21 protein-coding genes are annotated in these 25196 nt (G+C 73.1%); 3 read left to right on the forward strand and 18 right to left on the reverse strand.

Going from position 1 to position 25196, the window contains the following annotated elements:
* Positions 1-31: 31 nt before the first annotated feature.
* The 4 genes from EWH70_RS24860 to EWH70_RS24875 all read right to left on the reverse strand — a co-directional run bounded on the left by EWH70_RS24860 (position 32) and on the right by EWH70_RS24875 (position 4641).
* Complete coding sequence (locus tag EWH70_RS24860; protein ID WP_240687208.1) at positions 32-871, reverse strand: alpha/beta fold hydrolase; 840 nt, start codon at positions 869-871, stop codon at positions 32-34.
* Between the two features lie 43 nt (positions 872-914).
* Positions 915-1637: a class I SAM-dependent methyltransferase gene (locus EWH70_RS24865; protein ID WP_130477936.1), complete on the reverse strand. Its 723-nt coding sequence runs from the start codon at positions 1635-1637 to the stop codon at positions 915-917.
* Positions 1634-3580, reverse strand: coding sequence for a glycosyltransferase family 39 protein (locus tag EWH70_RS24870; RefSeq protein WP_205669246.1), 1947 nt, complete (start codon positions 3578-3580; stop codon positions 1634-1636). The genes EWH70_RS24865 and EWH70_RS24870 overlap by 4 nt, the downstream gene beginning before the upstream one ends.
* Positions 3581-3849: 269 nt before the next feature.
* Positions 3850-4641, reverse strand: a complete 792-nt coding sequence (locus EWH70_RS24875) for a TIGR03084 family metal-binding protein (RefSeq protein WP_130477938.1) — start codon at positions 4639-4641, stop codon at positions 3850-3852.
* Between the two features lie 327 nt (positions 4642-4968).
* Between EWH70_RS24875 and EWH70_RS24880 the strand changes: the two genes are divergently transcribed.
* Positions 4969-7185, forward strand: a complete 2217-nt coding sequence (locus tag EWH70_RS24880) for a sensor histidine kinase (RefSeq protein ID WP_240687209.1) — start codon at positions 4969-4971, stop codon at positions 7183-7185.
* A 14-nt stretch (positions 7186-7199) separates the two neighbouring features.
* Here EWH70_RS24880 and EWH70_RS24885 read toward each other — a convergent pair whose 3' ends face one another.
* The gene (locus EWH70_RS24885) at positions 7200-7805 is read right to left on the reverse strand and encodes a response regulator transcription factor (protein WP_130477939.1); all 606 of its coding nucleotides are present in this window, start codon (positions 7803-7805) and stop codon (positions 7200-7202) included.
* Between the two features lie 207 nt (positions 7806-8012).
* Positions 8013-8186 (reverse strand): hypothetical protein, encoded by a 174-nt coding sequence (locus EWH70_RS35570; protein WP_165436409.1) that lies wholly within the window; start codon positions 8184-8186, stop codon positions 8013-8015.
* A 254-nt stretch (positions 8187-8440) separates the two neighbouring features.
* Between EWH70_RS35570 and EWH70_RS24890 the strand changes: the two genes are divergently transcribed.
* Entirely contained in the window at positions 8441-9157 is a 717-nt protein-coding gene (locus tag EWH70_RS24890; protein WP_240687210.1) for a helix-turn-helix domain-containing protein, read from the forward strand.
* An 85-nt stretch (positions 9158-9242) separates the two neighbouring features.
* Positions 9243-9434, forward strand: a complete 192-nt coding sequence (locus EWH70_RS24895; protein WP_130477940.1) for a hypothetical protein — start codon at positions 9243-9245, stop codon at positions 9432-9434.
* A gap of 10 nt (positions 9435-9444) precedes the next feature.
* Here the strand turns inward: EWH70_RS24895 and EWH70_RS24900 are convergent, their stop codons facing one another.
* The 12 genes from EWH70_RS24900 to EWH70_RS24955 all read right to left on the reverse strand — a co-directional run bounded on the left by EWH70_RS24900 (position 9445) and on the right by EWH70_RS24955 (position 25194).
* Positions 9445-9639 carry an acyl-CoA carboxylase epsilon subunit gene (locus EWH70_RS24900; RefSeq protein ID WP_130477941.1) on the reverse strand — a complete coding sequence of 65 codons (195 nt, stop codon included), beginning with the start codon at positions 9637-9639 and terminating at the stop codon, positions 9445-9447.
* Between the two features lie 8 nt (positions 9640-9647).
* Positions 9648-11291 (reverse strand): acyl-CoA carboxylase subunit beta, encoded by a 1644-nt coding sequence (locus tag EWH70_RS24905; protein ID WP_130477942.1) that lies wholly within the window; start codon positions 11289-11291, stop codon positions 9648-9650.
* Positions 11291-11491, reverse strand: a complete 201-nt coding sequence (locus EWH70_RS24910) for a DUF6222 family protein (protein ID WP_130477943.1) — start codon at positions 11489-11491, stop codon at positions 11291-11293. Before EWH70_RS24910 ends, EWH70_RS24905 begins: the two co-directional genes overlap by 1 nt.
* A gap of 19 nt (positions 11492-11510) precedes the next feature.
* Positions 11511-12080, reverse strand: a complete 570-nt coding sequence (locus tag EWH70_RS24915; protein ID WP_420809090.1) for a flavin reductase family protein — start codon at positions 12078-12080, stop codon at positions 11511-11513.
* A gap of 1 nt (position 12081) precedes the next feature.
* The gene (locus EWH70_RS24920; RefSeq protein ID WP_130477944.1) at positions 12082-12528 is read right to left on the reverse strand and encodes an acyl-CoA thioesterase; all 447 of its coding nucleotides are present in this window, start codon (positions 12526-12528) and stop codon (positions 12082-12084) included.
* A gap of 2 nt (positions 12529-12530) precedes the next feature.
* Positions 12531-18380 (reverse strand): type I polyketide synthase, encoded by a 5850-nt coding sequence (locus tag EWH70_RS24925; protein WP_130477945.1) that lies wholly within the window; start codon positions 18378-18380, stop codon positions 12531-12533.
* A 219-nt stretch (positions 18381-18599) separates the two neighbouring features.
* Entirely contained in the window at positions 18600-19556 is a 957-nt protein-coding gene (locus EWH70_RS24930; protein ID WP_130477946.1) for a hypothetical protein, read from the reverse strand.
* On the reverse strand, positions 19553-20539 hold the full coding sequence (locus EWH70_RS24935; protein WP_205669247.1) for a carboxymuconolactone decarboxylase family protein: 987 nt from the start codon (positions 20537-20539) through the stop codon (positions 19553-19555). The genes EWH70_RS24930 and EWH70_RS24935 overlap by 4 nt, the downstream gene beginning before the upstream one ends.
* The gene (locus EWH70_RS24940; RefSeq protein ID WP_130477947.1) at positions 20536-22203 is read right to left on the reverse strand and encodes an FAD-dependent oxidoreductase; all 1668 of its coding nucleotides are present in this window, start codon (positions 22201-22203) and stop codon (positions 20536-20538) included. The genes EWH70_RS24935 and EWH70_RS24940 overlap by 4 nt, the downstream gene beginning before the upstream one ends.
* Positions 22200-22763 (reverse strand): DUF5987 family protein, encoded by a 564-nt coding sequence (locus EWH70_RS24945; RefSeq protein WP_130477948.1) that lies wholly within the window; start codon positions 22761-22763, stop codon positions 22200-22202. The genes EWH70_RS24940 and EWH70_RS24945 overlap by 4 nt, the downstream gene beginning before the upstream one ends.
* A gap of 35 nt (positions 22764-22798) precedes the next feature.
* On the reverse strand, positions 22799-24181 hold the full coding sequence (locus tag EWH70_RS24950) for a cytochrome P450 (protein ID WP_240687211.1): 1383 nt from the start codon (positions 24179-24181) through the stop codon (positions 22799-22801).
* Complete coding sequence (locus EWH70_RS24955; protein ID WP_130477949.1) at positions 24178-25194, reverse strand: RnfABCDGE type electron transport complex subunit D; 1017 nt, start codon at positions 25192-25194, stop codon at positions 24178-24180. The genes EWH70_RS24950 and EWH70_RS24955 overlap by 4 nt, the downstream gene beginning before the upstream one ends.
* Between the last annotated feature and the right edge of the window lie 2 nt (positions 25195-25196).

Consider the following 25196-nt stretch of genomic DNA (forward strand, 5'->3'; position numbering starts at 1 on the left):
TCACCTTCCCGACGTGAATTCCTCATACCGGTCAGGCCGAGAAGAACTCCGCCAGCACCGGTGCCAGGGTGGCCTGGTCGAACAGGTGGGTCTGGCCCTCGAGGCGGACGTGGCGGCCGTCGGCGACCTCCCGCGCGACCGTCTCACACGCCTCACGCTGCCACTGGGGGCTCGCGCCGCCGTCGACGACGAGGACCGGCACGGTCGTCCGGGCCAGCTGCCGGTGGGGCAGGGCGGCGTGGTCGTTGCCGATGACGCCGTCGTAGACGATGGTCGGCGCCAGCGCGACGAAGGTGTCCCAGCTCGGGTGGAACCGGAAGTTCGCGATCAGCTCGTCGGGGAAGCGCACGTACTCCCGCCAGAACAGCTCGACCGCGTCCTCGGAGCGGTCCGCCGCCACCAGTTCCTTGACCCGGTCCAGATAGTCCGGAGGCGTGTCCGGTGCCGAGTAGGGCGGCTCGTAGACGGCGAGCTTGGCCATCGGCACGCCCTGGGCCGCGGCCCGCAGCGCGATGATGCCGCCGGTGCAGTTGGCCCATACGTTGCACGGCTCCCCGATCGACCGCACGACGGCTTCCAGGTCCGCGACCTCGTGGTCGATCGTGTAGGTGTCACCGTTGCCGTTGTCGCCGCTGTCGCCGCGCCCGCGGCGGTCGTAGTTGTACACGGTGAAGTTCTCGGCGAGGAAGCGGGCCAGCGGCGCGAACATCGCCTTCTGGGTGAGGCCGCCGCCGAGCATCACCACGGGCGGCCCCTCGCCGGAGCGTTCGTAGGCGATCGACGTGCCGTCGGCCGAGGTCACCTTCTCCACCACGAGATCGCGGCGTTCGACGACGCCGTCCATGTCGACGGGCACCGCTGTCTCCGACACGGGAGTCCCCTTTCCGGTTGCGCTTGTCTGGTTTCGCATCGTGTCAGGCGGCCGCGGCCTCCTGCGTCTTCCGCGTTGCTGGATCCCGGATGGCCATGAAGGACATGCGGTTCGGGTTGTGGCTGAGGTTGGGCAGGTGCCGGTGCGCGGTGAAACCGGCGGCCGCGAGCCGCGCCACCAGACCGGCCTCGTCGTGCCGGCTCAGTCCCAGGCGCCTGCGGACCTTGGTGTACGGCGACATCGCGGTCGCGCAGAGCGAGACCACCGCGGCGAGGAGGAAACCGTGCCTCGCCCCGTACCGCAGCAGTGCGGCGACGTCGCCCGCCAGGCTCGTCCGGACCGGTACGACATCCCCCACGAGCAGGCGGCCGCCCGCCGGCAGCAGCCGGGCGGCGTCGGCGAGCAGCCGGTCCAGCTCGGCGTCGCTGAGGTACTGCAGTACGGAGTTGACGACCATCAGTCCCACCGACCCCGGCTCCAGACCGGACACGTCGCCGACGACGGAGATGCCCGGATGGTCCGCGAAGCGTGCGGCCAGCCTGCGCCGCACACCGTCCGCCAGCTCGCACAGGATCACGTGCCCGGCCGCCGCGGCGATGCGGTCGGCGTGCAGTGCCTCGCCGGCGCCGTAGTCGAGCACCCGGATGGACGGGTCGTCCAGCACCGCGAGGACATCGGTGGCGACCTTGCGGAAATGTGCCTCGCGGTGCCGGTCGTTGACGTAGACGCGCTGTGTTCGGCTCCAGAAGTCCAGCCAGTCGCTCATGCGGCCCCGCGACAGTCCAGCAGAACCGGCACGGGCAGTCCGGGCGGAGGCGCGGCGCCGACCGGGCGGCAGGCCTGCGCCGCCCACTGCACGGCCTCCACCGCGGGCCCGCTGACGAACGCCGCGGTGCCCGGCCCCGGAGGTGGTGCCAGCACGAACCGCAGTTGTCCCGAGCGCACCAGCTCGCGGAACGACCCGGCGGTCGGCACCGGGTCACTACCGTCGAAGCCGCCCATGGCCAGCACCGGGGTGCCGTCGGCCGCCAGGATCAGCGGGGCGGCCGACATCGCCGTCAACGTGGCGACCATCCACCGTTCGGTGCCGTGGTTCTCCCTGAGGAACGCGACCATCCGCGGGTCGACCGGCGGCTGTGACGCGACGGCGAACGCTTCGGCCAGCGGTGGCGGAACCGCCGCCAGCAGGTAGCGGCCCTCCTGGTTGGCCAGCGGGTTGAGACCGGACAGCTGCTGGTCCGCAGTGCGAACCGACCAGGTGAGGGGCGCCGCGAGCACCGCGACCGCCGCCAGCAGTCCGACGCCGGTGACGACCGGTGCGCGGCCGCGGGCGATCCGGATCCCGACCAGGGCCAGCACACCCGCCAGCAGCACGACAGCCAGCAGCCATCCGGGATAGCTGGCACCGGTCTCCCGCAGCACGAGCACCGTCCAGCCGGTGACCGCGACGATCTGCGCGGCCAGCAGCGCGGTGCCGAGGCCTTCGCCGCGCCGCCACGCTCCCCAGGCCGTCACCAGCCCGACGGCCGCCAGCGCGGCGAGCGCGGGCACGAGCATGCCGGTGTAGTACGGGTGCAGCACGCCGCCCATGAAGCTGAACACCGCCCAGCAGCAGGCAGCCCAGCCCGTCCACAGCAGCAGGGCCGCCACGGCCGGGTCGGTGCGCCCGCGGCCCCGCAGAGCGACCGCCGTCGCCCCGGCCGCGACGATGGCCAGCGGGAACCACCACGACACCTGGTCTGCCAGTGCTCCGCTGAACAGCCTTCCGGCGCCGGCCGGGCCACTGTGGAAGACCTCACCGGTCTTGAACGCGGCCATGATCTGCCCGGCCATGTCGTTCCCGGCGGTGGGCGCGTCGAGGTGCACGCCCAGGACGTTGCCGACCCGGCCGAGGATGGTGCCGTCCGGACTGGCGGCCGTCCAGGCCCTGCTTCCCTCGGGGACGAGCGAGACCAGCAGTGGCCACACCGCCGACGTGACCAGCACGGTCACCGCCGCGCCGCCGGCCCCCAGCAGCCGCCTGCCGATCCTGCCGGGGCCGCAGACCAGCCACACCAGCGCGAGTGCCGGAAGAACCAGGTATGCCTGCAGGTACTTCGCGTCGAACGCGAGTCCCACCATCGCCGCCGCTCCCAGCAGCGGCACCAGCCTGCCACGGCGCACGGCCCGCACCGTCAGCCAGGCGGCGACCAGCAGGGCGAGCACCATGATGGCGTCCGGTGTGTTGGCCCGGTCGACGGCGACGTTGACCGGGCTGATCGCCAGGCCCAGACCGGCCAGCAGCGCGGCGATCCGGCCCGCCCGGCTGCCGCCGAACGCCTCGCGCACGGCCAGCGCCAGCACCAGCACCGAGGCCACGCCGGCGATCGCGGTCGGCAGGAACAGCGTCGCCCAGTTCAGCCCGAACAACTTGATCAGCAACGCGGAGGGCCACAGCCACACCGCGGGCTTGTCCATGGAGATGAAGTGGCCGGCGTCCAGGCCGCCGGACAGGAACGCGGTCCAGTCCTGCGACATGGTCAGGGCGGTGGCGGCGTAGTAGGCGTTGCCCCACCCGCCCGCCGACGCCGCACCCCAGATCCGGAGCGCGAGGGCGAGTGCGAGGCAGCCGGCCAGACCCAGCCACCAGAGGGGGACGGTTCTCGTGGTCGTCGGCGACGGTGCCTCGACCGGCGAACGCGTCCCGAGACCGAGCGGCTCAGTTCTCATGCCGAGCAGCATGAGCGGCGGGCACCCGGCCGGACATCTCTCTGGCTGCGCACCCGGTGGCAGCGCTCTCTCGTAGGTCGCTCAGATGCCACCACATCCGCCCTCACCCCGGCACGCCCGCCCCACCTGCCTCGAGCACCACAGCCACCCCACCAGCCACCACGAACGAGACAACCCACCAAGCACCAGAGCACGTGAAGGCCACCATCACCACGTCACACGTAATGAAGGTGGCCTTCACGAGCTTGCGCTCGGGGCGCCGCACCCGGTCAGGCGAACTGACCGGGCCTGCGGCCGGGCCCCGCGGGGCCGCGGTAGGCCTGCGCGATGTCAAGCCACCGGTCCGCCTCGGCGCCGGTCGCGGTGAGTCCCAGGTCGGCCCGGTGCCGCCTGCGCGTGGCGAGCAGGCACAGATCCTCGGCGGTGCCGGTGATCCGGTCCCCCGCGTCCTCCGGGCCGAACGTCCACAGTGCACCGGAGGGCGCGGTGATCTCGAAGCGGAACCGCGTCGCCGGCGGGGTGAGCTGCCGTGCCTGGTAACCGAACTCCCAGGTACGGACGACGAAGCCGACGAGGTGACCGATGCGGTCGGTACGCTGCCGCGTGACTCCGAGCGCGTCGGCGATGTCCTGCCCGTGCCCGAACAGTTCCATCATCCCCGCACTGGCCAGCACCGCGGGGGGCAGCGGGTTGACCAGCCAGGGCACCGGCTGGTCGGCGGGGACGGCGGCGAGCGCCTTGATGCCGGCGTCGCGCTCCGCGCGCCACCGGGCGAGCAGCGCCTCCGGCGGGTCGTCGACGTAGTCGGCCAGCGCCGCGTTGACCGCGGCGTCGAACCCCTGCGTGAGGCCGGCGGTCATCCGCTGGAACGCCGCGGGATCGGCGGCGGCGAGCCCGGCGATGCGGAAGATGAAGGCCAGGTGACCGATCTGGTGCGCCACCGTCCATCCCGCGGCCGGCGTGGGCAGGGCCCACGCGTCGGCGGCGAGCCCGGCGACGAGGCCGTCGACCTCCCGGCCTTCCTCGGTCAGATCGTCGATCACCCTGCGTGGGTCAGTCATGGTAAGGAGTCCTCCCGTCGAACCGGCCGTCGCAGGCCAGTGTCGGCGCCTCCTGGCCGGCCGTCTTCTTCTCGCGCGCCCAGCCGAGAAGGCCCGGACGGAATGTTTCCCACCGGCACCACGGCGTGTTTGTTGTTCGCGCCGCACGCGTCTAGCTTGAGAAACCGCAAAGTCCGCTAGAATTCCCCGCGATTCCGACGTGGCAAGGAGCACTGGGGAGCTCTGCCCGGGGGGAGCACACACGTGTCCGTTGCGGCTGAGCCTGAAGAGGTAACCGACAGACGACCACACTGGGCGTGGCTACTGGCCGTCACCGTCGTCACCATCGTGTTCTGCAGCTTCTGTGTCATCGGGCTGCTCCACGCCATGGCCGCGGGCCTGACCCCGGCCAGGCTCGTTCTGGCGGTGGCCAGCCTCGGCGCCCTCCTGGCGATCCAGTTGCTGTACTTCAGCCGCCCGTCGGTGGACATGCAGGCACTGCGGTCCCGTAACGGGTACCTCATGCTCGGCGCCCAGGCCGCACTCGGCTACCTGCCGCTGCTGGAGTTCGGCCAGGCCTGGATCAACATGCCGAGCTTCCTGGCCGGCAGCGTGCTCCTGGTGCTGCCCCGCCCCGCCGCCTGGGTGCTGTTCGGCACGATCGTCGCCGGGATGGGTGCCATCCAGGCCGCGCTCGGCGGCGAGGTGCTCGACATCTGCTACACGACCGTCGGCGCCGCGCTCGGCGGCCTGTCGGTCTTCCTGCTCACCTCGCTGGCCCGGCTGGTCAACGAGTTGCACCTGGCGCGCCGCGAGCTGGCCGACCGGGCGGTCGCCGACGAGCGGCTGCGGTTCGCCAAGGACCTGCACGACCTGCTGGGACTGAACCTGTCGTCGATCGCGTTCAAGGGCGAGGTGGCCCATCGGCTGGTCCACCGGGACCCGGACCTGGCGAAGACGGCGCTGGCCGACATCACCGCGGTCGCCCGGCGTGCGCTGTCCGACGTCCGGTCCGTGGCCAGCGAGTACCGGGAACGCTCGCTCGAGCAGGAATCGCGGGTCGCCCAGTCGGTGCTGAGCGCCTCCGACGTCGACGTGCGGCTGGACCTGGACCGCCCCGACCTCCCCGCCGAGCCGCTCGGCGTACTCGCCACGGCGCTGCACGAAGCCGTGGCGAACATGCTGCGGCACAGCCGCGTCCGGCGCTGTGACATCACCCTGCGGGCCTCCCCGGACGTCGTGTCGCTCGAGGTGGTCAACGACGGCGCCGGCGACGGCGACGACCCCGCCGCGGCCGGCTGGGGCAACGGCATCCGCCGGCTCGCGGCCCGGGCACAGAACCTGGGCGGCACGGTCACGGCCGGGCCCGAGGCCCCAGGACGCTTCCGCCTGCGGGTGGAGCTACCCCTGCCCGCCCCGGGCGGCGACGCTCCGGTCGCCGAAGCGGCCCCGTCGCCGCAGCTCAGCGGACGGCTGGCGCACGGCCTGCTCACCACCGTGTTCGCCGGCTTCGGGGTCGCCGCGGTCATCCACCTCTTCTACCTCACCGAGTCCGCGGGCCATCTGGCACTGACCGTCGGGGCGCTGGCCGGCATCCTGGCGCTGCAGCTGGGCTACTTCAGCAGGCCCACCACCGTTCTCCGCTCCCGGCGCAGCCAGGCGCTGCTGGTGGCACAGGCCGCGCTGGTCTACCTGCCACTGATCGAGCTGGGACCGAACTGGGTGAGCCTGCCCGGCCTGCTCGCGGGCAGTGCCCTGCTGGTGCTGCGGCCGGCATTCGGGCTGCCGGCGTTCGCCGCCGTGGTGGCCAGCATCGCCGCCGTGCGCGGTGGGTTCACCACCGATCCGGGCGACCTGCCGTTCAACGTCCTCGCCACGATCAACACCGGCACGCTCGTCTTCGGCCTGACCTGGCTCACCCGCCTCACCGGTGAACTGGAGTCGACCCGGCACCGGCTGGCCGAGGTGGCGGTCACCGAGGAACGGCTGCGGTTCGCCAGGGATCTGCACGACCTGCTGGGGCTGAGCCTGTCGGCCATCGCGCTGAAGACCGAGCTCACCGACCGGCTGCTCGTCGTCGACCCGGGCAGGGCGGCCGACGAGCTGGCCGAGATCCTGGTGCTCTGCCGGCACGCGCTGGCCGACGTCCGTTCGGTGGCCAGTGGCCATCAGCAGCTGTCGCTGGACGAGGAGTCGCGGGCGGCACACGCCGCCCTGACCGCGGCCGACGTCGAGGTCGACATGCGAATGCACCACGACAACCTGCCGGTGCAGGTGCGGACCGTGCTCGCCGTGGTCCTGCGCGAGGGGGTGACCAACGTACTGCGGCACAGCAAGGTGGAGCACTGCGAGATCACGCTCCGGCAGCAGGACCGGTCCGTCGTGCTGGAGATCGTCAACGACGGCGTCCGCGCCCCCGGCGAGAGGTCGCGTCCGGCACGGCGGGAGCCGGGTGGCAACGGGATCCGCAATCTCTCCGAGCGGGTGAGCGCGCTCGGCGGTGAGCTGACCGCGGAGTCGCGTCCGGGGGGCCGGTTCCGCCTCCGTGCGGTCGTACCGTCCTGAGTGCCTGCCGCCGGCTACATCCAGCCGGCCTCGCGGGCGATCCGGACCGCGTCGAGACGGTTGCGCCCGCCGACCTTGGTGACCGCCGTGCTGAGATAGTTCCGCACCGTTCCGGCCGACAGGTGCAGCACGGTCGAGATCTCCTCCGGCCCGGCCCCGTCGGCGGCCAGCCGCAGTACCTCGATCTCCCGGTCGGTGAGCGGATTGTCGACCGTGTCGTAGGCCGCCATGGCCAGCTCGCCGTCGAGGACACGCTGCCCCGCGGCGACCCCGCGCACCGCACTGGCGAGCTTGTCCGCGGGAGCGTCCTTGAGCAGGAAGCCGCCCACCTTCGCGGCCATGGCCTTACGCAGTGTTCCGGGCGTGCCGAGGCTGGTGAGGATCAGCGTCCGGCACTGCGGTAACTGCTCGCGCAGCTCGGCGGCCGCGGTGAGGCCGTCCTTGTGTGGCAGGTCGACGTCGATGAGTGCCACATCCGGGCCGGTCTGCTGGGCGACCTCGAGAATCTCGTCGCCGTTGGCCACCTCGGCGACGACTTCGATGTCGGGCTCGAGTTGAAGCAGCGCGACGAGCGCGCCACGAATGATGTGCATGTCCTCGGCCACCAGGACCCTGATCATGAACGCCGGTACCTCCCGTGCCGGGACCTCCCCCCGCCATGTTCTACCAAACGGCGGTTTCCGGCCCGAAGTCACCCGAATGGGCACACCCGGTCAAGGGTAGACCGAACGGGTGACCGGAAGGGTGCGGCCGTCGCCCGGAAGGGGGCATCCCCCGGGGCGACGGCCGGCTGACGGCGTACGGGAAAAGAATTTCCCACCTGACTCCTACGCCGGGTCGGACGCGGTCGGCGCCACGGCGCAGAAGGTCGACGTAGCCTGGCCCTGCGGTCTCGCACCGCGCTCGAACCTGTCGATGTTCAAATCGGCATCCGCACTGGGGACCTCAGCACCCAGCTTGGCGAAGAACGACGAAACGCGGTCGGACGTAATCGTGATCATGTGCCTCTCCCCGGAAATGCTTGGAACTGTTACGAGCAGGAGAATGTTCGCGTCGAACAGAGCTTTCGAACCAGTACGTTTCCGCACGAGACGACTGTGTGTTCCGCATACTCCGGACGGGGTATGCATTGTTCACACCCGGCGCGGTTGATTCCTCCGAACCCACTGGTGAACTGCGCACTTCAACGGCGATACCACGAGAGCCTACCGTGAGAACCGGTGGGAAATCTCCGGTTCGAACGAAGGGCGAGCCCGTGGACGAGATCGTTCGGCGTGCGGTGCAAAGAGCCATCGACACAATGTCGGAAAAATTTGGGGAACAGCTGACGATCGACGACGTCGCGCGCGCCGCCATGTTCAGCAAATTCCATTTCACGCGCATGTTCCAGCAGGCGACCGGGGTCACGCCCGGGCGTTTTCTTTCGGCGCTGCGACTGGCCGAGGCGAAGCGTCTGCTGCTGTCGACTCCGAACAGTGTCGCCGACATCAGCCATCAGGTCGGGTACAACAGCGTCGGCACGTTCAGCACCCGGTTCAGCGCCCGCGTGGGAATCTCGCCCACGCTGTTCCGGCAGCGCGGCGGCGTGGCGCCGGCGAACCAGCTCCCCGGCAACACCGGGTCGCGAGCCGTGGTCCGCGGGCGTCTCACCGCACAGGGACCGGTGTTCGTCGGCCTGTTCCCCGGCCGGATCCCGGAAGGCCGGCCGGTCTGCCACACCGTGCTCGACGGCCCCGGCCCCTACGTGCTGCCCGGCGTACCCGACGGCAGCTGGCATCTGCACGCCTACCCGCACGACCCCGGCGCCCCGACCCGCCAGGTGGCCCACGAGGGGCCGCTGACCATCCGGTCCGGACCTGTCGACCGGCTGCTGGACATCCGGCTGCGGCCGGTGCGGCCGTTCGATCCGCCGGTTCTGCTCGCCCCGCCCGAACGGACCACCGCTCCCGCCGCCGCGGGCAGCGCGGCCTGAACGGACCGGCCGACAGCCCTGTCCTGTGTGGGCTGACGTGGCGTCCACACAGGACAGTTCCATCAGGTGACCTTCGAGGACAGTCATGAGTGCCGCCAAACGCCAGCGCAGCTGCGCCTGCTGCGGGAAAGCCTTCACCGACAACGAGCGGACCGAGGTGGAGCCGCTCATCGACGGGATGATCCGGTACGTGGCCGTCCATCCCGGCCACAGCACCCACCCGCCGCCCCGCCGCCGGCCCGCGGAGCCGCCGCCCGGCACCGCCGAGGCCGCCTGAGCTGTCCCGGTCACGGCAGGGCCGACAGGCGCCAGGCGTCCGGGCCGGGCCGGTCCGGCTCGCCGGGCGCCAGCGCGGGCGAACCCCAGGCCCGCACGGGCACCGGGGGCGCCGGAGCCCGCAGCACGGCACCGAGCATCGCGGCCAGCGCGGCCAGTTCCTCCTCGTCGGGGCAGCCCCGCCGCACGACGAGCCACGCGACCATGGTCCCTCCTACATCGGGTGGTTGCCGTGCTTGCGCCGCGGCGGGTCGGCCCGCTTGCCACGCAGCATGTCCAGCCCGCGGGCCAGTGCCGCGCGGGTGTCCGCCGGGTCGATGACGTCGTCGACGAGCCCGCGCTCGGCGGCGTACTGCGGATGCATGAACTCGTCGGTGTAGCGCGCGGTCAGCGCGTCCCGCAACGCCGACGGGTCCTCCGACGCGGCGAGGTCCTTGCGGAACAACACGTTCACCGCACCCTCGGCGCCCATCACCGCGATCTCGTTGGTCGGCCACGCCAGCGACAGGTCCGAGCCGATCGAGCGCGAGTCCATCACGATGTAGGCGCCGCCGTAGGCCTTGCGCAGGATCACCTGCACCCGCGGCACGGTGGCCTCGCAGTAGGCGTGCAGCAGCTGCGCGCCGTGCCGGATGATCCCGGAGTGCTCCTGGTCGACGCCGGGCAGGAAGCCCGGCACGTCCACCAGCGTCACCAGGGCGATACCGAACGCGTCGCAGAACCGCACGAAGCGCGCGGCCTTCTGCGACGCGGGACCGTCCAGCACCCCGGCGGCGACCACCGGCTGGTTGCCGACCACGCCGACGACGTGACCGTCCAGCCTGCCCAGCGCGCAGATCACGTTGCCGGCCCAGCCCTCGTGCAGCTCGAAGAACTCCCCGTCGTCGAGGATCTCGGCCAGCACGTCGCGCATGTCGTAGGGCTTGCCCGGCTCCACCGGGACGAGCTCGGCCAGCCGCGGCCGGACGTCGGCCGCGGCACCGCACGCCGCGGTGGCCGGCGGCGGTTCGAGGTAGTTGGCCGGCAGCAGCGACACCAGGTACCGCACGTCGGCCAGGCAGCTGTCCTCGTCGTCGTGCACGACGGTGGCCACCCCCGAGTGCGTGCCGTGCACGTCGGCGCCGCCCAGTTCCTCGTGGCTGACCCGCTGCCCGGTCACCGCCTCGACGACGTCGGGCCCGGTCAGGTACATCCGCGCGGTGTCGCGCACCATGAACGTGACGTCGGCCAGCGCCGGCGAGTAGGCCGCTCCCCCGGCACACGGCCCGAGCACCACGCTGATCTGCGGGATCACCCCGGACGCCGCGACCTGCCTGCGGAAGATGCCGCCGTAGCCGTGCAGGGCCAGCACCCCCTCCTGGATGCGGGCGCCGCCGCTGTCGTTCAGGCCGATCAGCGGCGCCCCGGTGGCGACGGCCAGGTCCATCACCTTGTGGATCTTCGCCGCGTGCGCCTCGCCCAGCGAACCGCCGAAGACGGTGAAGTCCTGGGCGTAGACGAACACCCTGCGGCCGTCGATCGTGCCCGAACCAGCGACGACGCCGTCGGTGTGCGGGCGGGTCTCGCCCAGGCCGAACGCGGTGGCGCGGTGCCGCCGGTACGGCTCGACCTCGGTGAACGACCCCTCGTCGAGCAGCAGCTCGAGGCGTTCCCGCGCGGTGCGCTTGCCCAGCTGGTGCTGCCGCCGCACACCCTCGGGACGGCCCCGGGTGATCTCGCCGCGCAGCCGGTCCCGCTGCTCGCGCAGCGCCGCCATCGTCCGTGCCAGCGGGATGACCCGCCCGCCCGCGGTTCGCTGGCGAGCCGCGGGCGGCAGCGGGACGACGGTGGACTCGCCGGCGGCCTCGCCGTGGGACATCACGCCGCCCGCGGGGTACGGCGGGCCAGGCGCTCCCGGTGGTCGGCCTCGATCCGGGCCACCACCTCGCTCCACACCACCCCGGCGCCCAGCTGGGGATGGGTCGAGACGGGCGGCAGGTAGTCGGAGACGGCGGCCGGGCGCGGCCACCGCTGCTCGGCCGGGATCTCGGTGGATGTCTCGCGGTCGTCCTCGGTCATGGTCGGCCTTCCCCGGGCGTCACGCCGTCGCCCGCGTGTGGTCGTCGAACAGGTGGTATCCGCCGGCGTAGAACACCAGCGCGTCGGCGGCGGAGCCGCGGCCCGCGTTCAGCACGGCTCCGACGAAGATCGAGTGGTCGCCTGCCTCGTGGGCCTGCTCCAGGTCGCATTCCAGCCAGGCCAGCGCCCCGTCGAGCAGCGGGGCGCCGGTGCGCGGACCGGGTTCCCAGCCGACGGCGTCGAACTGGGCCATCCCGGCAGGCCGTCGCCAGTCGGCGAAGTGCCGGGCGGTCTCGCGCTGGCCTGCGGCGAGGATGGACACCGCGAACGAGCCCGCGGCGACGATCGACGCGTGCATCCGCGCCGCCCGCGACACGCAGCACAGCACCAGCGGCGGGTCCAGCGACACCGAGCTGAACGCGTTCGCCGTCATGCCGTGCGGGCGCTCCCCGGCGGCGGTGAGCACGGTGATACCGGTGGCGAACCGGGCCATCACCTCACGCAGCCCGGCCTGCCCGGACAACCGGGACGACCGCGCGGGCGGCGTCGGCAGCCGGACCACCGGCGGGTGCTCCTCCTCTGCCGCCACCTCACCGCCCTCCGGTCAGCGCCGCCGACGAGTAGGGCACCAGCGCCGCACGCAGCTGGTCGGGGACGCGGGCGGGCACGGTGGCCGTGTTCGGCCCGCGCATGCAGGCGATGCGCTGGCGGCCGCGGGCGACCAGCCGCTCGCCCTCCGGGGCGAGGTGGACGTAGTCGAAGGCGAACTGGACCTGGGTCTGGGTCAGCTCCTCCAGCCGCATCCGCACCGACAGCTCGTCGAACGCGGTGATCTCGGCGAAGAACTCGCAGTCGACCTTGAGCGTGAACAGCTTCAGGTCGTCGCGGACCTCCTCCAGCACCGCGGGCGCCTTCTCCTTGAGGAACATCTCCCGGCAGCGGCCCTGCCAGCGCAGGTAGTTGACGTAGTAGACGTTGCCGACGAGGTTGGTCTCCTCGAACCCGACGGTGTGGCGGATCTCGTAGTAGTCCGGCATCCTCAGCCCTCCAACGGTTCCGGGTCGGTGTGCAGCACGGCGAACACGACGGGATCGGGCCGGCCGGTGACGGTGGTGGTCCAGGTGGCGACGCGGCTGCTCCCGCCGGACAGCAGCACCCAGCCGTCGGCGTGCACCCGCTGCACGGTCAGGGCCTGGGTCATCGCGCCGGTCTTGCGCAGGCACTCCAGCGCGCACCACACCCTGGTGTTGGCCACGTCGGCGGGCTCACCGGTGTCGGCGGACAGCAGCCTGCCGACGGCGAGCAGGTCCTCGCCGAGCAGCCCGGCCCAGTCCTGCTCGCCCCGCGCGACGGCGGTCTCCACGTCACAGGTCAGCCCGGCGGTGCCGACGACCGCGAGGGTGAGCCCGGCACCGTGCGAGGCGGAGACGGTCACGCCGTCCGCCTCGGGCTTGCCGTCGGGCCGGTAACGCGGCCGCAGCGGCCGGTCCACCGCCCTGCTCACCGCCAGCTCGGTCTGCGCCCGCCGCTGCGCGGTGGTGGCGACCTCGGCACCGGCCGGATCCGGTTCCACGACGACGGCCCGTTGCCCGCCGAGCACCCGCTCGCAGGCCCGTTCCAGGTAGGACCCCAGCATCGCCGGAACCCACGGCCCCGCACCGTCACGCTTGCGCACGGCCCGCAGCCGCAGGCCCTCCCAGCGCTCCACCAGCCTGCCGCCGGGGTCGCGGACGTCGAGGTCGTAGACGTAGGAGTCGCCGTCCTGCGAGCGTTCCCGCGCGTCCAGCACCAGGTGGTCGGCGGCGCCACCGTCCACAGCGGACGGATCGGCGAGGTGGAGCCGGTCCACGCCCTCGGGCAGCAGCGTGGCGTCCGGGACACAGCACTGGATGGCGTGCATCATCGCGTCGCGGGTGCCCGGGTCGGCCAGCAGCCGCTGCTGCGGCAGGAACGGCGCGAACCACGCCACCGCGGCGTCGGTGGCGATCTCGGCCACCGCGTGCCGCGCGGCCGCCCTGCGGTAGGCGAGCACCCGCTGGAACCGCTTGCCCTGGAAGAGCACGTCGCCGTACAGCTCGGTGACCGGGTCGACCGGAACCGGCGGCAGCTGCGGGCGCGGGCCCGGCTCGCCGGCCGGAACGGGCAGGCCGAACCTCAGCCGGGCGCGGAAGTGGTCGGCGGAGAAACCGGTGTCCGCACTGCGCAGCACCACGTCGACGGTGTCCGCGTCGCGGACCAGCGCGGCCAGCCGGACGGTGGTCGACCCGGCGGGCGGCACCACGACCGGCCGCAGGAACCGCACGTCCTCCAGCACCGGCACGCCGGTGTGCCCGGACACGGCGCAGGCCACCTGGGTCATCGCCTCCATGCCGAGCACGGCAGGCAGCAGCAGGTCGCCGTCGAGCAGGTGGTCGGCCAGGTACGGGTCGCTGCCCGCGGACAGGTCCGCCTCGGTGATCAGCTCGATGCCCGGGTAGTGCACGACCGCCCGGTCGACGAACCGGGTCAGCGGCAGCTCCGCGCGCGGGGTGGCCGGCAGGGTGGGCAGTCCCGCGGTGCGGCCGCACACGACCAGCGTGCCCGGGGCGGCGGGATCGGCCAGCACCCTGCGCAGGGTGGCGATGCCGTCCTCGGTGGAGACGGGGGTGATGCCGTCGCGCAGCAGCGCGCCGACCACGCCCAGCTTCTCCCCCATGCCGGTGCCCGACCACACCGACCACTCCAGCGCGACGGCCCGCGCCCGCGGGTGGCGCCGGGCGAACCGGGCGGTCAGCTCGGTCATCCAGTCGTTGGCCGTGGCGTAGTGCGCCTCGCCACGCAGGCCGGCGCGGCCGATGATGCTGCCGAAGGTCACCAGCAGGCGGATGCGGTCCGGGTCGACGGCGGCGAGCACCGCCCGCAGGCCGCCGATCTTGGGCGCGACCGTCCTGGCGAAGACCTCCTCGGTGAGGCTGAACAGGCCGGTCGGCTCGTTGCGGCCCGCGCCGTGCAGCACCGCGGTGACCTCGCCGAGATCGGAGCGGATGCGCCGCACGGCGTCGGCGACCTGCTCGGGCGCGGTGACGTCGGCCCGCTCGTAGCGGTAGCGCACGCCGTGCTCGGCGAAGCGGGCCAGGTTGGCGGCCAGCTCGTCGTCGGCGGCGGGGTCGGCCCGGCCGAGCAGGGCCAGTGCGGCACCGGAGTCGAGCGCGAGCGCGAGCGCGCTCTCCGCGGTGATGCCCTTGCCGCCGCCGGTCACCAGCAGCACGTCGCCGGGCCCCAGTGGCGGTTCGCCGTCCTCCGGTGCGGGCGGCAGCGCGGTGAGCGCCGGGACGGTGCGGACGCCGGCGGCGTCGTAGCGCACCTCGCTGAACTCGCCGGTGGCCGCGGTCTCGGCCAGCACCGTGGCTACGGCGGCAGCGATCCCGGGCTCGCTGCCGGGTGCCGGGTCGGCCAGGTCGACGATCGTGACCCGCACCGACGGGTCCTCCAGGTGCAGTGTCCTGGCCAGTCCCGCGGCGCCGAGGCCGTGCTGCACCACGACGAAGCGGGTGTTGCTGGCCGCGGCCATCGCGGCCCGCCCCGCGTCGAGGAACAACCCCAGGTGCCGCTCGTCGCAGTCGGCGGGCAGGCAGACCAGCACACCGTCGCCGAGACCGGCCCCGGCCAGGCCCGCCCGCAGCGGTTCGGCCAGCGGGTGCCCGTCGGTGGTGAACACCGTCCAGTCGCCGATCGGGCCCTGTCCGGCGACGACCGGCGCGGGAGCCGGGGCGGGCAGGTACTCGACCGCGAACGGGCGCACCCACGGCGCCACCCCGGCGATCTCGTCCCGGCTCTGGCCGCCCGCCTGCCCCTCGGTGCCGGCCAGCTCGTCGATCAGCTCGGCGAGTTCGCCGAGCCCGACGGTGGCGAAGTTGGGCATGGCCTCCAGCGCGGGCCTGCCCAGCGCGCGGGTCACGTCGTTGACCAGCTGGCCCACGGTGATCGAGGACAGGTGCAGGTCGTCGAGCGGGTGGGTGTCCGCGGTGACCGCGTCCAGCGGCAGCTCGACCCGTTCGGCCGCGAGCCTGCGCAGCAGGTCCAGTGTCGCGGTGCCGTCCGTGGCCACCGCCGGTTCGGTCCGCTGTGGACCGTCCGCGGGTGCCGCCGGCTCGGTGGCCAGCCCGGCGTCGATGGCCGGCGCGGCCTCGCACGGGCTGGCCAGGAACGTCATCGACCCGTCCAGCGGCAGCGGCCGGACGACCCGGTCGGCGAACAACGCCGGCAGGTCCACCGGCGCGCCCAGGGTGAACGCGGCGGCGATCACCCGCAGCAGCGCGGTCAGCGACGCGCTCTCGGCGTCGACGGACAGCACCGGGACGTCCGGCGCGATCCGCCCGCACAGCCCGGCGAGGACCCGCCCCGGCCCGACCTCGACGACCAGGTCGCTGCGGCCGGCGACCTCCGCGGCGGCCTCGCGGAACCGCACCGGCAGCACGATCTGGTCGCGCAGCAGCTGGTGCAGGTCCTCGGCGGCGTGCAGGACGTCGCCGGTCACCGTGGACACCACGGGCCGGTCGAGCCGGGTGAAGACGAACTCGCCCAGCCGCTGCGTCATCGCCTCCGCGGCGGGCTCGACACCCGGTGAGTGGAACGCGTGCGACACGGCCAGCCGGGTGGCGGTCACACCTTCGGCCCGGGCCCGCTCGCACACCTGCTCGACGGCGGGCGCGGGTCCGGAGATGACGGTCTGGTCCGGGGCGTTGTACCCGGCGATGACGACGTCGGCGCCGTCGGCGAGCCGTTCCACCCGGCCCGGCTCCGCGCCGAGGCCTGCCATCGCGCCGCCGCCGTCGCCCGCCCGCGCCATGACCGCGCCGCGGACACCGGCCAGCCGCAGCACGTCCTGCTCACCCAGCGCCCCGCCCCAGTGCAGGGCGGTCAGCTCGCCGAGGCTGTGGCCCGCGGCGACGTGGGCGTCGACGCCGAGGTGCCGCAGCACGCGCAGGGCGGCCAGGGACCCGGCCACGATGCGGGGCTGGGCGACCTCGGTGGCCACCTGGTCGCCGCCCGCGGGCAGGCCCGCGGTGTGGAAAACCTCGTCGGCGGCGGGGAACCGGCGGCGCAGCGCACCGGTCGCCCCGGTGCCCGAACCCTGGCCGGGGAACAGGAAACCGATCCGGGGTGCGGTGGTGCGTTCGGCGGCGAACACGCCCTCCCCCGGCGCGAACACGTCCACCGGGCCGTCGGCGTCGCCGAGGCGCTCCAGCAGCCGGGTCAGCCGCCGCCGCGCGTCGGCCGGGTCGGTGGCCACCACGGCGGCCCGTACCGGGCGGCCGGCCAGGTCGCCCGCCAGCGCGGCCGCCAGGTCGGCCAGCTCGGCGAACGACAGCTTCGCCACGACGTCGCACAGCTCGCGGACCCGCTCGCGCAACCTGGCGGCGTCGGCGGCGTCGAGCAGCAGCACCTCGGCGTCCTGGCGGCCGGCGACCAGAGCGGTGGTCCGGCTGTCCAGCCGCCCGCGGCGCACCACGCCCGGGGCCTCGGAGACGGCGACGTGCGAGTTGATGCCGCCGAACCCCATCGCGGACACCCCGGCCCGCATCGGCAGGTCGGACGGCCACGGCTGCGCCCCCGAGGGGACGTAGAGCCGGGCCGAGTCGCCGAGCAGCGCCGGATGCGGGTCCCGCTGGCCGGTGCCCGGCGGGATGACCTGGTTGTGCACGGCGAGGATCGCCTTGATCAGCCCGGCGACCCCGGCCGCGGCCTTGGTGTGCCCGATGTTGCCCTTGATGGTGCTCAGCGCCGCGGGCGGGGCCAGCGGGTCGGCGTCGCGGCGGGCGGTGGACAGCGCGTCGATCTCGGTGGCGTCGCCCAGCGCGGTGCCGGTGCCGTGGCCCTCGAAGTAGGACACGGTCTCCACGCCGTAGCCCGCCCGCCCGTACGCGCGCCGCAGCGCGGTCCGGTGCCCCTCGGCCTCCGGCCGGGTCATGCTGCCCTTGCCGTCGGAGGACACGCCCCAGCCGCTGAGCGTGGCGTAGATGCGCGCACCGCGGGCCAGCGCGTCGTCCTCGCGCATCAGCACCAGCATGCCGGAGCCCTCGCCGGGCCAGAACCCGTTGGAGTCGCGGTCGTAGACCTTCATCTCCCCGGTGGCCAGCGCGCCGGTCTTGGCGAAGCCGATCACCTCGAACGGGTCGATCGACAGGTCGACACCGCCCGCGACGGCGACGTCCAGGTCGCCCGCGACGAGCGCGTTGGCGGCGGTGACCACCGACAGCAGCGACGACGAGCAGGCTCCGTCCACTGTGAACCCGCCGCCGGCCAGGTCGAAGTAGTTGCAGATGCGCCCGGCGATGGTGTTGGCCAGGCCCCCCGCCAGCGCGTCCTCGTCGATCTCCGGGAACGGTGCCTTGTACCGGCTTTCCAGCTCACGCAGGAAGTCCGCGGTGTCGTCGTCGGACCAGCCCTTGCCGGCCAGTGCGGCGGCGACCGTGCGCCGGACGTAGGGCCAGCGCAGCCGCATCACGTTGGCACGGGAGAACTCCCCGGTGAGGCTGTTGCCGAGGACCACGCCGGTGGTCTGCCGGGGAAGGCCCTCGGCGCCGGGGAAACCGGCGTCGGCCAGCGCGGCGGCGGCGACGTCGAGGGCGAGCCAGTGCGTCAGGTCGGTCGACCGGTAGGTACTGCCGGCCACCCGGTAGCCGACCCGGTCGAACTCGAAGTCCCGCAGCACGGCGGCGTTCTCCGTGTAGAACCGGTCGGGGGCATCGGGATCGGCCGAGTAGTAGTCGGCCCGGTTCATCCGCTCGTCGGGCAGCCGGCGAAACGCCCGGCGGCCGGCCAGCACGTTCTCCCAGAGCTCGTCCGGCGATCCGGCGTCCGGGTACCTCAGGCCGATGCCGACGACCGAAATCCGCGCAGCGCTCATGCCACCACCCTCCAGTTGCGAACAACGATTTCGACTGTATGCAAAGGAATCCGGCCGGTCTTCTCCGTTCCGGCCCTCCCCTCGCCGTTGACCACCAGCCGTCGCGTGAAAGCCCAAGCACGTGAAGGCCACCTTCACCACATGAGACGTAATGAAGGGGGCCTTCACGTGCCTTTGCCGGGCTCGAAGCGGGGCGACGCGGCGGCGGCGCGGAGCGGGTCAGGAGTTGTAGGGCATCATGGGCCACCAGGCGCCCGCCAGGCGGGTGGCGATCTTGACGCCCCAGTAGACGACGAAGAACATGCCGACGACCAGGAACGCACCGGCCGCGAACCGGTCCGACCGGCCGGGCCGGGCCGCCAGCCACCGCTGGAACCGGCCCCGGGTCAGCACGGTGACCAGGACGAACAGCACGGCGACACCGACGATGTTGCCCGCCGACTGCAGCGCGAACGTGACGAACCCGAGCAGCGGGTTCTCCGTGCGCACGGCGTAGGAGAACATGTTGCGGAACGGCCCGAACGGCCTGCCGATGAGGAACGCGCCGATCAACCCGCCCAGCAGCACCATCTCCACCCCGGGCCTGCGCCGGAACAGTCCCGCCAGCGGGTTGCGCACGACACCGGCGTAGGCCAGGCCACGCCACACCATGATCAGGCCGATCAGTCCGAACACGACACCGGCCTGCACCGACCGCACCCGCACCCCGGTTTCCGGGTCACCGATCCTGGCGTTGGACAGCTGCGGCATGTCCGGCCCCACCAGCACCGCCACGAAACCGTAGAGCCCGGCGACGACGACGGCCCCGGCCAGCAGCAGCGCGATCGGCCTCGCCAGGGTGGCCAGCACGCCGCGTACCGACTGGCGCTGCGCCGTCATCGGGGCCAGCGCGCAGAACACCGCGACGTTGCAGGCGGTGAACATGCCGGCGACGCCGGTGACGAACGCGAACGCCACAGCCATGCCGGAGCCGGTGATGGCGACGTCACCGATGTTGCCGCCGAACACCGGGTCGGCGATCCCGCCCGCGATCACCCGGTCGACCAGGTGCGGGGACCAGATGACCGCGAGCGCCGCCCCGGCCAGCAGGCTGAACAGCACCAGGCGCCATCGCCTGGCCGGTGGTGCGCCGGAGACGGGCGAGGCGGGCGAGGTCATGAGCTGTCCGGTCGTCATGCCGTTTCCTCCCTGCTGACGGGGGTGAGCCGGGCGCCGAGGACCCTGGCTGCGGCCAGGCTCGCCCAGGCGGTCAGTTCGATCAGGTCGCGGTCGCCGAACCCGTCGACGACCGCCGCGTCCACCTGTGCCGGTGCCAGCGCGGTGAGCAGGGCCAGGCGGGCGGCCGCCCGGTGCGGCCCGGGCACGGTGGCGGCGAGCGGGCCGGCCCAGGACCGGCCCGGCCCGGGCATGACTCCGTCCCATGTGGACAACGTGTCGGCGACCAGCTCCCGCACCGGAGAGGGAACCGACCGCGCCGCTGCCGCATCGACGGCGGCGGCCGCCGCGGCGAACGCCTCGGCGAGCGGGCCGGTGCCCGCCCAGGCCAGGTCCGCGGGCGGCGGCGCCGCCGGGAGCAGGCCGGTGGCCGCCCCGGCCCGCGCCGGAACCAGCCGCATGACCCGCCCGAGCACCGCGCGGGCCGGACCGCGGGCGGACGCGGGTACCCGGTCGGGCAGCGGGGAACGGCCGAGGAACACCGTGACCATCCGGTTGAGGTAGTGGAACGTCACGGCGACGGCGATCAGCTCGGCCAGCCCGCCGGCGGGCAGCGCGGGCGGCGGCCCGGCCCCGCGCACCCAGCGGTCCAGCTCGAAGGTGACCTCCCCGGCGCCCAGCGTGGTCAGCGCCTGGCCGTGCACCTCGGCACAGTAGGAGCATTCGTTGGCCAGCGACACCGCGGTCGCCACCCGCTCCCGGTCCGCCCGGCCGGTGACGCCGGTGGCCACCAGCGACTCCCGCAGCAGCGCCCAGCTCGCCGCCAGCACCTCCGGCGCGGGCGAGTGCAGTGCCACCGGCGGCGCCAGCATGCCGAAGTCGCGTTCCACCTGGCGGTAGACGGCCTCGACGAGCCCGGTGGCCCGGCGCGGCGGGACGGGCCGCACGTAGCGGACCTCCCGCAGCGCGCCGCGCAGCGCCAGCCGCAGCAGGGCCGAGGTCACCGCCGGACCGCCGAGCCGACCACCGGCAGCCCGGCCACCCCGCGCCTGCCGCTGGTGCCGCCGTCGGGCGCGGGCGCGCCGTAGCCGACGTCGATGCCCCGCTCCCTGGCCGCCCGCACGATGCCGGGGACGGCACGTTCGGCGAGCGCGGCGATGGTCATCGCCGGGTTGACCGTGAGCGCGCCCGGTACCGCCGAGCCGTCGGTGACGAAGATGCCCGGGTGGCCGCGCAGCTCGTGGCCGGGGGTCAGCGCGGAGGTCGCCGGGTCGTCGCCGATCCGGCACGACGCCAGCGGGTGCACGGTGTAGGCGCCCACGACGTCGTTGGTCCACGGCTCGACGGTGGCCAGGCCGTCGCGTTCCATGATCTCCTTGCACTCGGCGTCGGCCAGCGCCCAGCCGCGCCGGGTGTTGGGCGTGGGGTCGTACCGCAGGGAGCCGCGGCCGAGCATCTGCTGGGAGATCCGGAAGGCGTTGCCGGTGGCCGGCGGGGCGCCGAAGACGCCCTCGTTGTCGTCCTCGGTCATCAGGAAGATGGTCAGCCAGGACTTCCAGCGGGCCAGCATCTCCTTCTTGCGCGGGCCGAACCAGGCCGGGCTGTCCGCGCCGGGCACCTGAGCGAGGATGGTACCCAGGCCCGGCGGGAAGTACAGCTGCTCCAGCGAGTACCGCTCGTACTCGGGCAGCGAGCCGTCGAGCCGGTCCCAGCAGGCCACCGTCGGCCCCTTGCCGATCTGGTTGGCCTCGTAGGCGATCCCGTCCTCCCGGCTCAGGCCCAGCACCTCGCGCACGCGGTCCTCGTTGAGCACCGCGGTGTTGAGCCGCTCGCCGTTGCCGGAGAAGTACCGCCCGACGGCGTGCGGCAGCTCGCCCAGTGCCTCCGCGGAGCGCTGCAGGATGACCGGCGTCGCACCGGCACCGGCGGCGAGGATGACGATCTTGGCGTCGATGGCGCCCGCGCCGGTGTGCACCCGGTAGTCCTCGGCGTCGATGACGCTGTAGTGCACGCGGTAGCCGCCGTCGTCGGTACGGGCCAGCCGCTGGACCTCGTGCAGCGGCCGGATGGTGGCGCCGTGGGCCAGTGCCGCGGGCAGGTAGTTGGTCAGCAGCGACCGCTTCGCGTCGAAGCGGCAGCCCGCCATCATCCAGTTGCAGTTGACACAGGTCGAGTTGTCGACGGCCACCGGGGCCGGGTTGGCGGTCCGGCCGGAGTGGTGGCAGGCTGCCGCCCACAGCCCGCCGGCGTAGGACACGTCGTTCCAGTCCTGTGTGGACACCGGAAGCGACTCCGACACCCGGTCGTACCACGGGTCCAGCGTGTCGCGGGTCAGCTCGGCCGGCCACATGCGACGGCCGATGCTGCCGTGCCGCTCGAACACGAACCGCGGCGCGCGCGGCATGGCGGCGAAGTACACCACGCTGCCGCCGCCGACGCAGTTGCCGCCGAGGATGCTCATCCCGTCGCCGATGACGAAGTCGAAGGCCCGGGTGTAGGACGAGCCGAGCAGGAAGTCGTGCTCGAACTCGGAGGTTTCCAGCCACGGCCCGCGTTCCAGGATGGTGACCTTCGCGCCGCCCGCCGCGAGGTGGTAGGCGGTGATGGCGCCGCCGAAGCCGCTGCCGACGATCAGGACGTCGGTCTTCTCGGTGGTGTCGGTGCTCATGCCGGGCTCCCTGAGGCGGTCGTGTCCGGGTGCAGTTTGGCCAGCGGGCGGCCGTAGCCGTAGCGCGGGAACCGCCACAGCCCGTCCGCGTCGGGCGGGCCCCAGCCCATGGCCAGCAGGCCCGGGTGGCCCGCGGCGATGGCCTCGGCGGTGTGCAGGTGGGCGGCGCTGTCGTAGGCCATGTTGCTGAACAGGGCCAGGCCCACCCAGCCGTCCTTCTCCGGGTGCCCGGGCGCCACCAGCCGCGCGACGAGCGCGGTGCGGTGCTCGAAGCTCAGCGCCACGAACGGGGGCACGCCGGTGTCCAGGTCGAGCCCGTGCTCGGCGGCGTAGGCCGTGGCGTGGCCGTTGAGCGACTCGGCCAGGAACGGCAGGCCCGCGGTGACGCCGGTGGCGGGCGTGTTGAGCAGCTCCAGCGCGCCGGCCGCCACGGCACCGGGGCCGTCGGCGGCGCCGGCGACCGCGCGGTCGTCCGGCGAGCGCTTCTCGCCGGGGATGATGGTGTCGGCGAATGCCTCCAGGGTCTGCACCTGGTCGCGTTCGCTGTCGGTGGTGTGCACCGGCCTGCCTCCCTGTGGTGTGGTGGTTTCGGTGTTCAGGCCGCCGCGGCGAGCCGTCCGCGGGAGGTGCCGACGGCGTGCACGGTCATCGGCAGCCCGCCCCGCACGCGCAGCGACAGCATGCCCTCTGGCACGACGCGGTAACCGGACACAGTGGACAGTCGCAGTTCGCGGGACACCTGCGCGAGGACGAAGACGGCCTCCATCATCCCGAAGGTGTTGCCCACGCAGAAGCGGGGACCGGCGCCGAACGGGATGTAGGCGTACCGCGGGCGGCCCGCGGCCCGGTCCGGGTGGAACCGCTCCGGGTCGAACCGTCCGGGGTCGGCCCAGAACTCCGGGTGCCGGTGCATCGTGTAGGGCACGACGACCACGTCGGCACCCGCCGGGATGCGGTAGCCGGCGATCTCGTCGGCCTCCTGGGCGACCCTGGGCAACAGCCACACCGGCGGGTAGAGCCGCATGACCTCCTCGACGACCATCGCGGTGTACCGCAGCCGGTGCAGGTCGTCGTAGCCGGGCAGCCGGTCGCCCAGCACCTCGACGGCCTCCTCGTGCAGCCGCTGCGCCACCTCGGGGTGCCGGTCGATCAGGTGGAACGCCCAGCCCAGCGTGCTCGACGTGGTCTCGTGCCCGGCCAGCAGGACGGTGATCAGCTCCGCCCGGGCCTGCGCCCGGTCCGCCCGGTCGCCGCCGGGCACCAGCCTGCGCAGCAGGTCGGCGCCGGGCGGCTCGGCGAGATGGCGGTCGAGCAGTTCGTCGGCGACACGGAACAGGTCGGCCCGCGAGGAGCGGAACCGGCGCTGGATGCGCAGCGGCAGCCACCTGGGCACCATGCCCAGCGTGACCGCCCGGAACATGGCCTGGTCCTGCACGGCCTCGAAGGAGTGGCCGAGCGAGGCGTAGGGCCCGAGGTCGGTCTCCAGCAGGGCCCTGCCCAGCACGCCGAGAGTCAGCCCGGTCAGCTCGTGCCCGATCTCCAGGGCGCCGTGCCCCTCCCGCGCCCGCAGCCTGCGCACCAGTCCGTCCACTTCGGACGCGACGAGGCCGGCGTGCGCGGCGACCCGCTTGGCCTGGAACACCGGGGAAACCCGGCGGCGCTGCTGCCGCCAGACCTCACCGTCGCTGGTCAGCAGACCCTCGCCGAGGACGGCCTTGGCCTCCCGCAGCCCGATTCCCTTGTGGTAGTTGGCGGCGTTGTCGGCGAGCACGTGCTTGGCGTGCTCGGGATGGTTGACCAGGTACAGCGACTTCGGCCCGATGGCTACCCGGACCACGTCGCCGTAGGCGGCGGCGTCGGTCATCAGCGCGAGCCGGTCGGTGAACAGCTTGCGCAGCAGGCTGAACGTGCTGCGGCGCGGGGGCCCGGGTGGCACGGCGGCCCGCGCCACCCGGGTGCGCCGGTCCGGCGTGGTCACGCCGCCACCGCGCCGTTGTGCTCGCCCGGCTTCACCACGGCGGGCTCGGCCGGTGCCGCCAGCGGGGTGGCGGGGACCAGCCTGCGCTGCTCGGCCTCGTACCGCAGGCGGGCCTTGTTCACGAAGTGCAGTGCCCACAGGAACCCACCGCGGATCAGGCAGACGGCCGCCGTGGCGAAGAACAGGCCGTAGGCGATGCCGACGCCGGTGAGGAACCCGTAGACGACCGCCACCCCGGCCCCGAAGGCGAACTGGGACGCCGGCTTCGACGGGGTCGTCCCGGGGTCGGTGATCATGTAGTTGGTGAACAGGACGAACGCGACCCCGGTCATCGTGCCCAGCGCGCCGAGGATGGCGGTGTCGAAGATCCAGCCACGCACCACCGACTGCAGGGCGAAGAAGCTCAGCCAGCCGAAGATCAGCCACATCCGGCCGGTCAGCTTCGCGTTCAGCATGGTGCCGGCCACCAGGATCGCCGCCGGGATGATCCAGTCGATCACGCCGCTGACGTTCTCGGTGAAGTGGTACGGCGGCGCGATGCTCGCCCACGGGAACAGCAGCAGGATGACCGCGATCCCGAAGTTGGACGGGTTCATGTAGTGCCGCAGGTTGCCGCGCACCGGGGCACGCAGGATCCACTTGGCGCCCACGGCCACCACGACCCCGAACATCATCACCAGCAGCTGGTCGTTGGGGTAGGTCAGCATGTTCACCGCGAGGCTGGTGATGTGGGCGGGCATGAGGAACTCGACGAAACCCTTGAACCCGCCGCCGGCGTAGCGGGGCAGCCTGCCCTCGTTACGCGCGGCGATCATCTCCAGCCCCAGCTCGACCGAGTAGCCGGTGGCCAGTGCGACGAACGGCCACAGCCACGGCTGCTCGAACCCGAACCAGGCGTAACCCAGGATGTTGAACACGGTCATCGAGATGGCGAACCGCCGCAGCGCGATGGTCACCTTGGGGTCGTGCCGGGGCGGCCCCGCCGGCTTGAGCGTGGTCTTCTGCTCGGCCATGA

Source organism: Amycolatopsis suaedae (assembly GCF_004214935.1).
Classification (GTDB): domain Bacteria; phylum Actinomycetota; class Actinomycetes; order Mycobacteriales; family Pseudonocardiaceae; genus Amycolatopsis; species Amycolatopsis suaedae.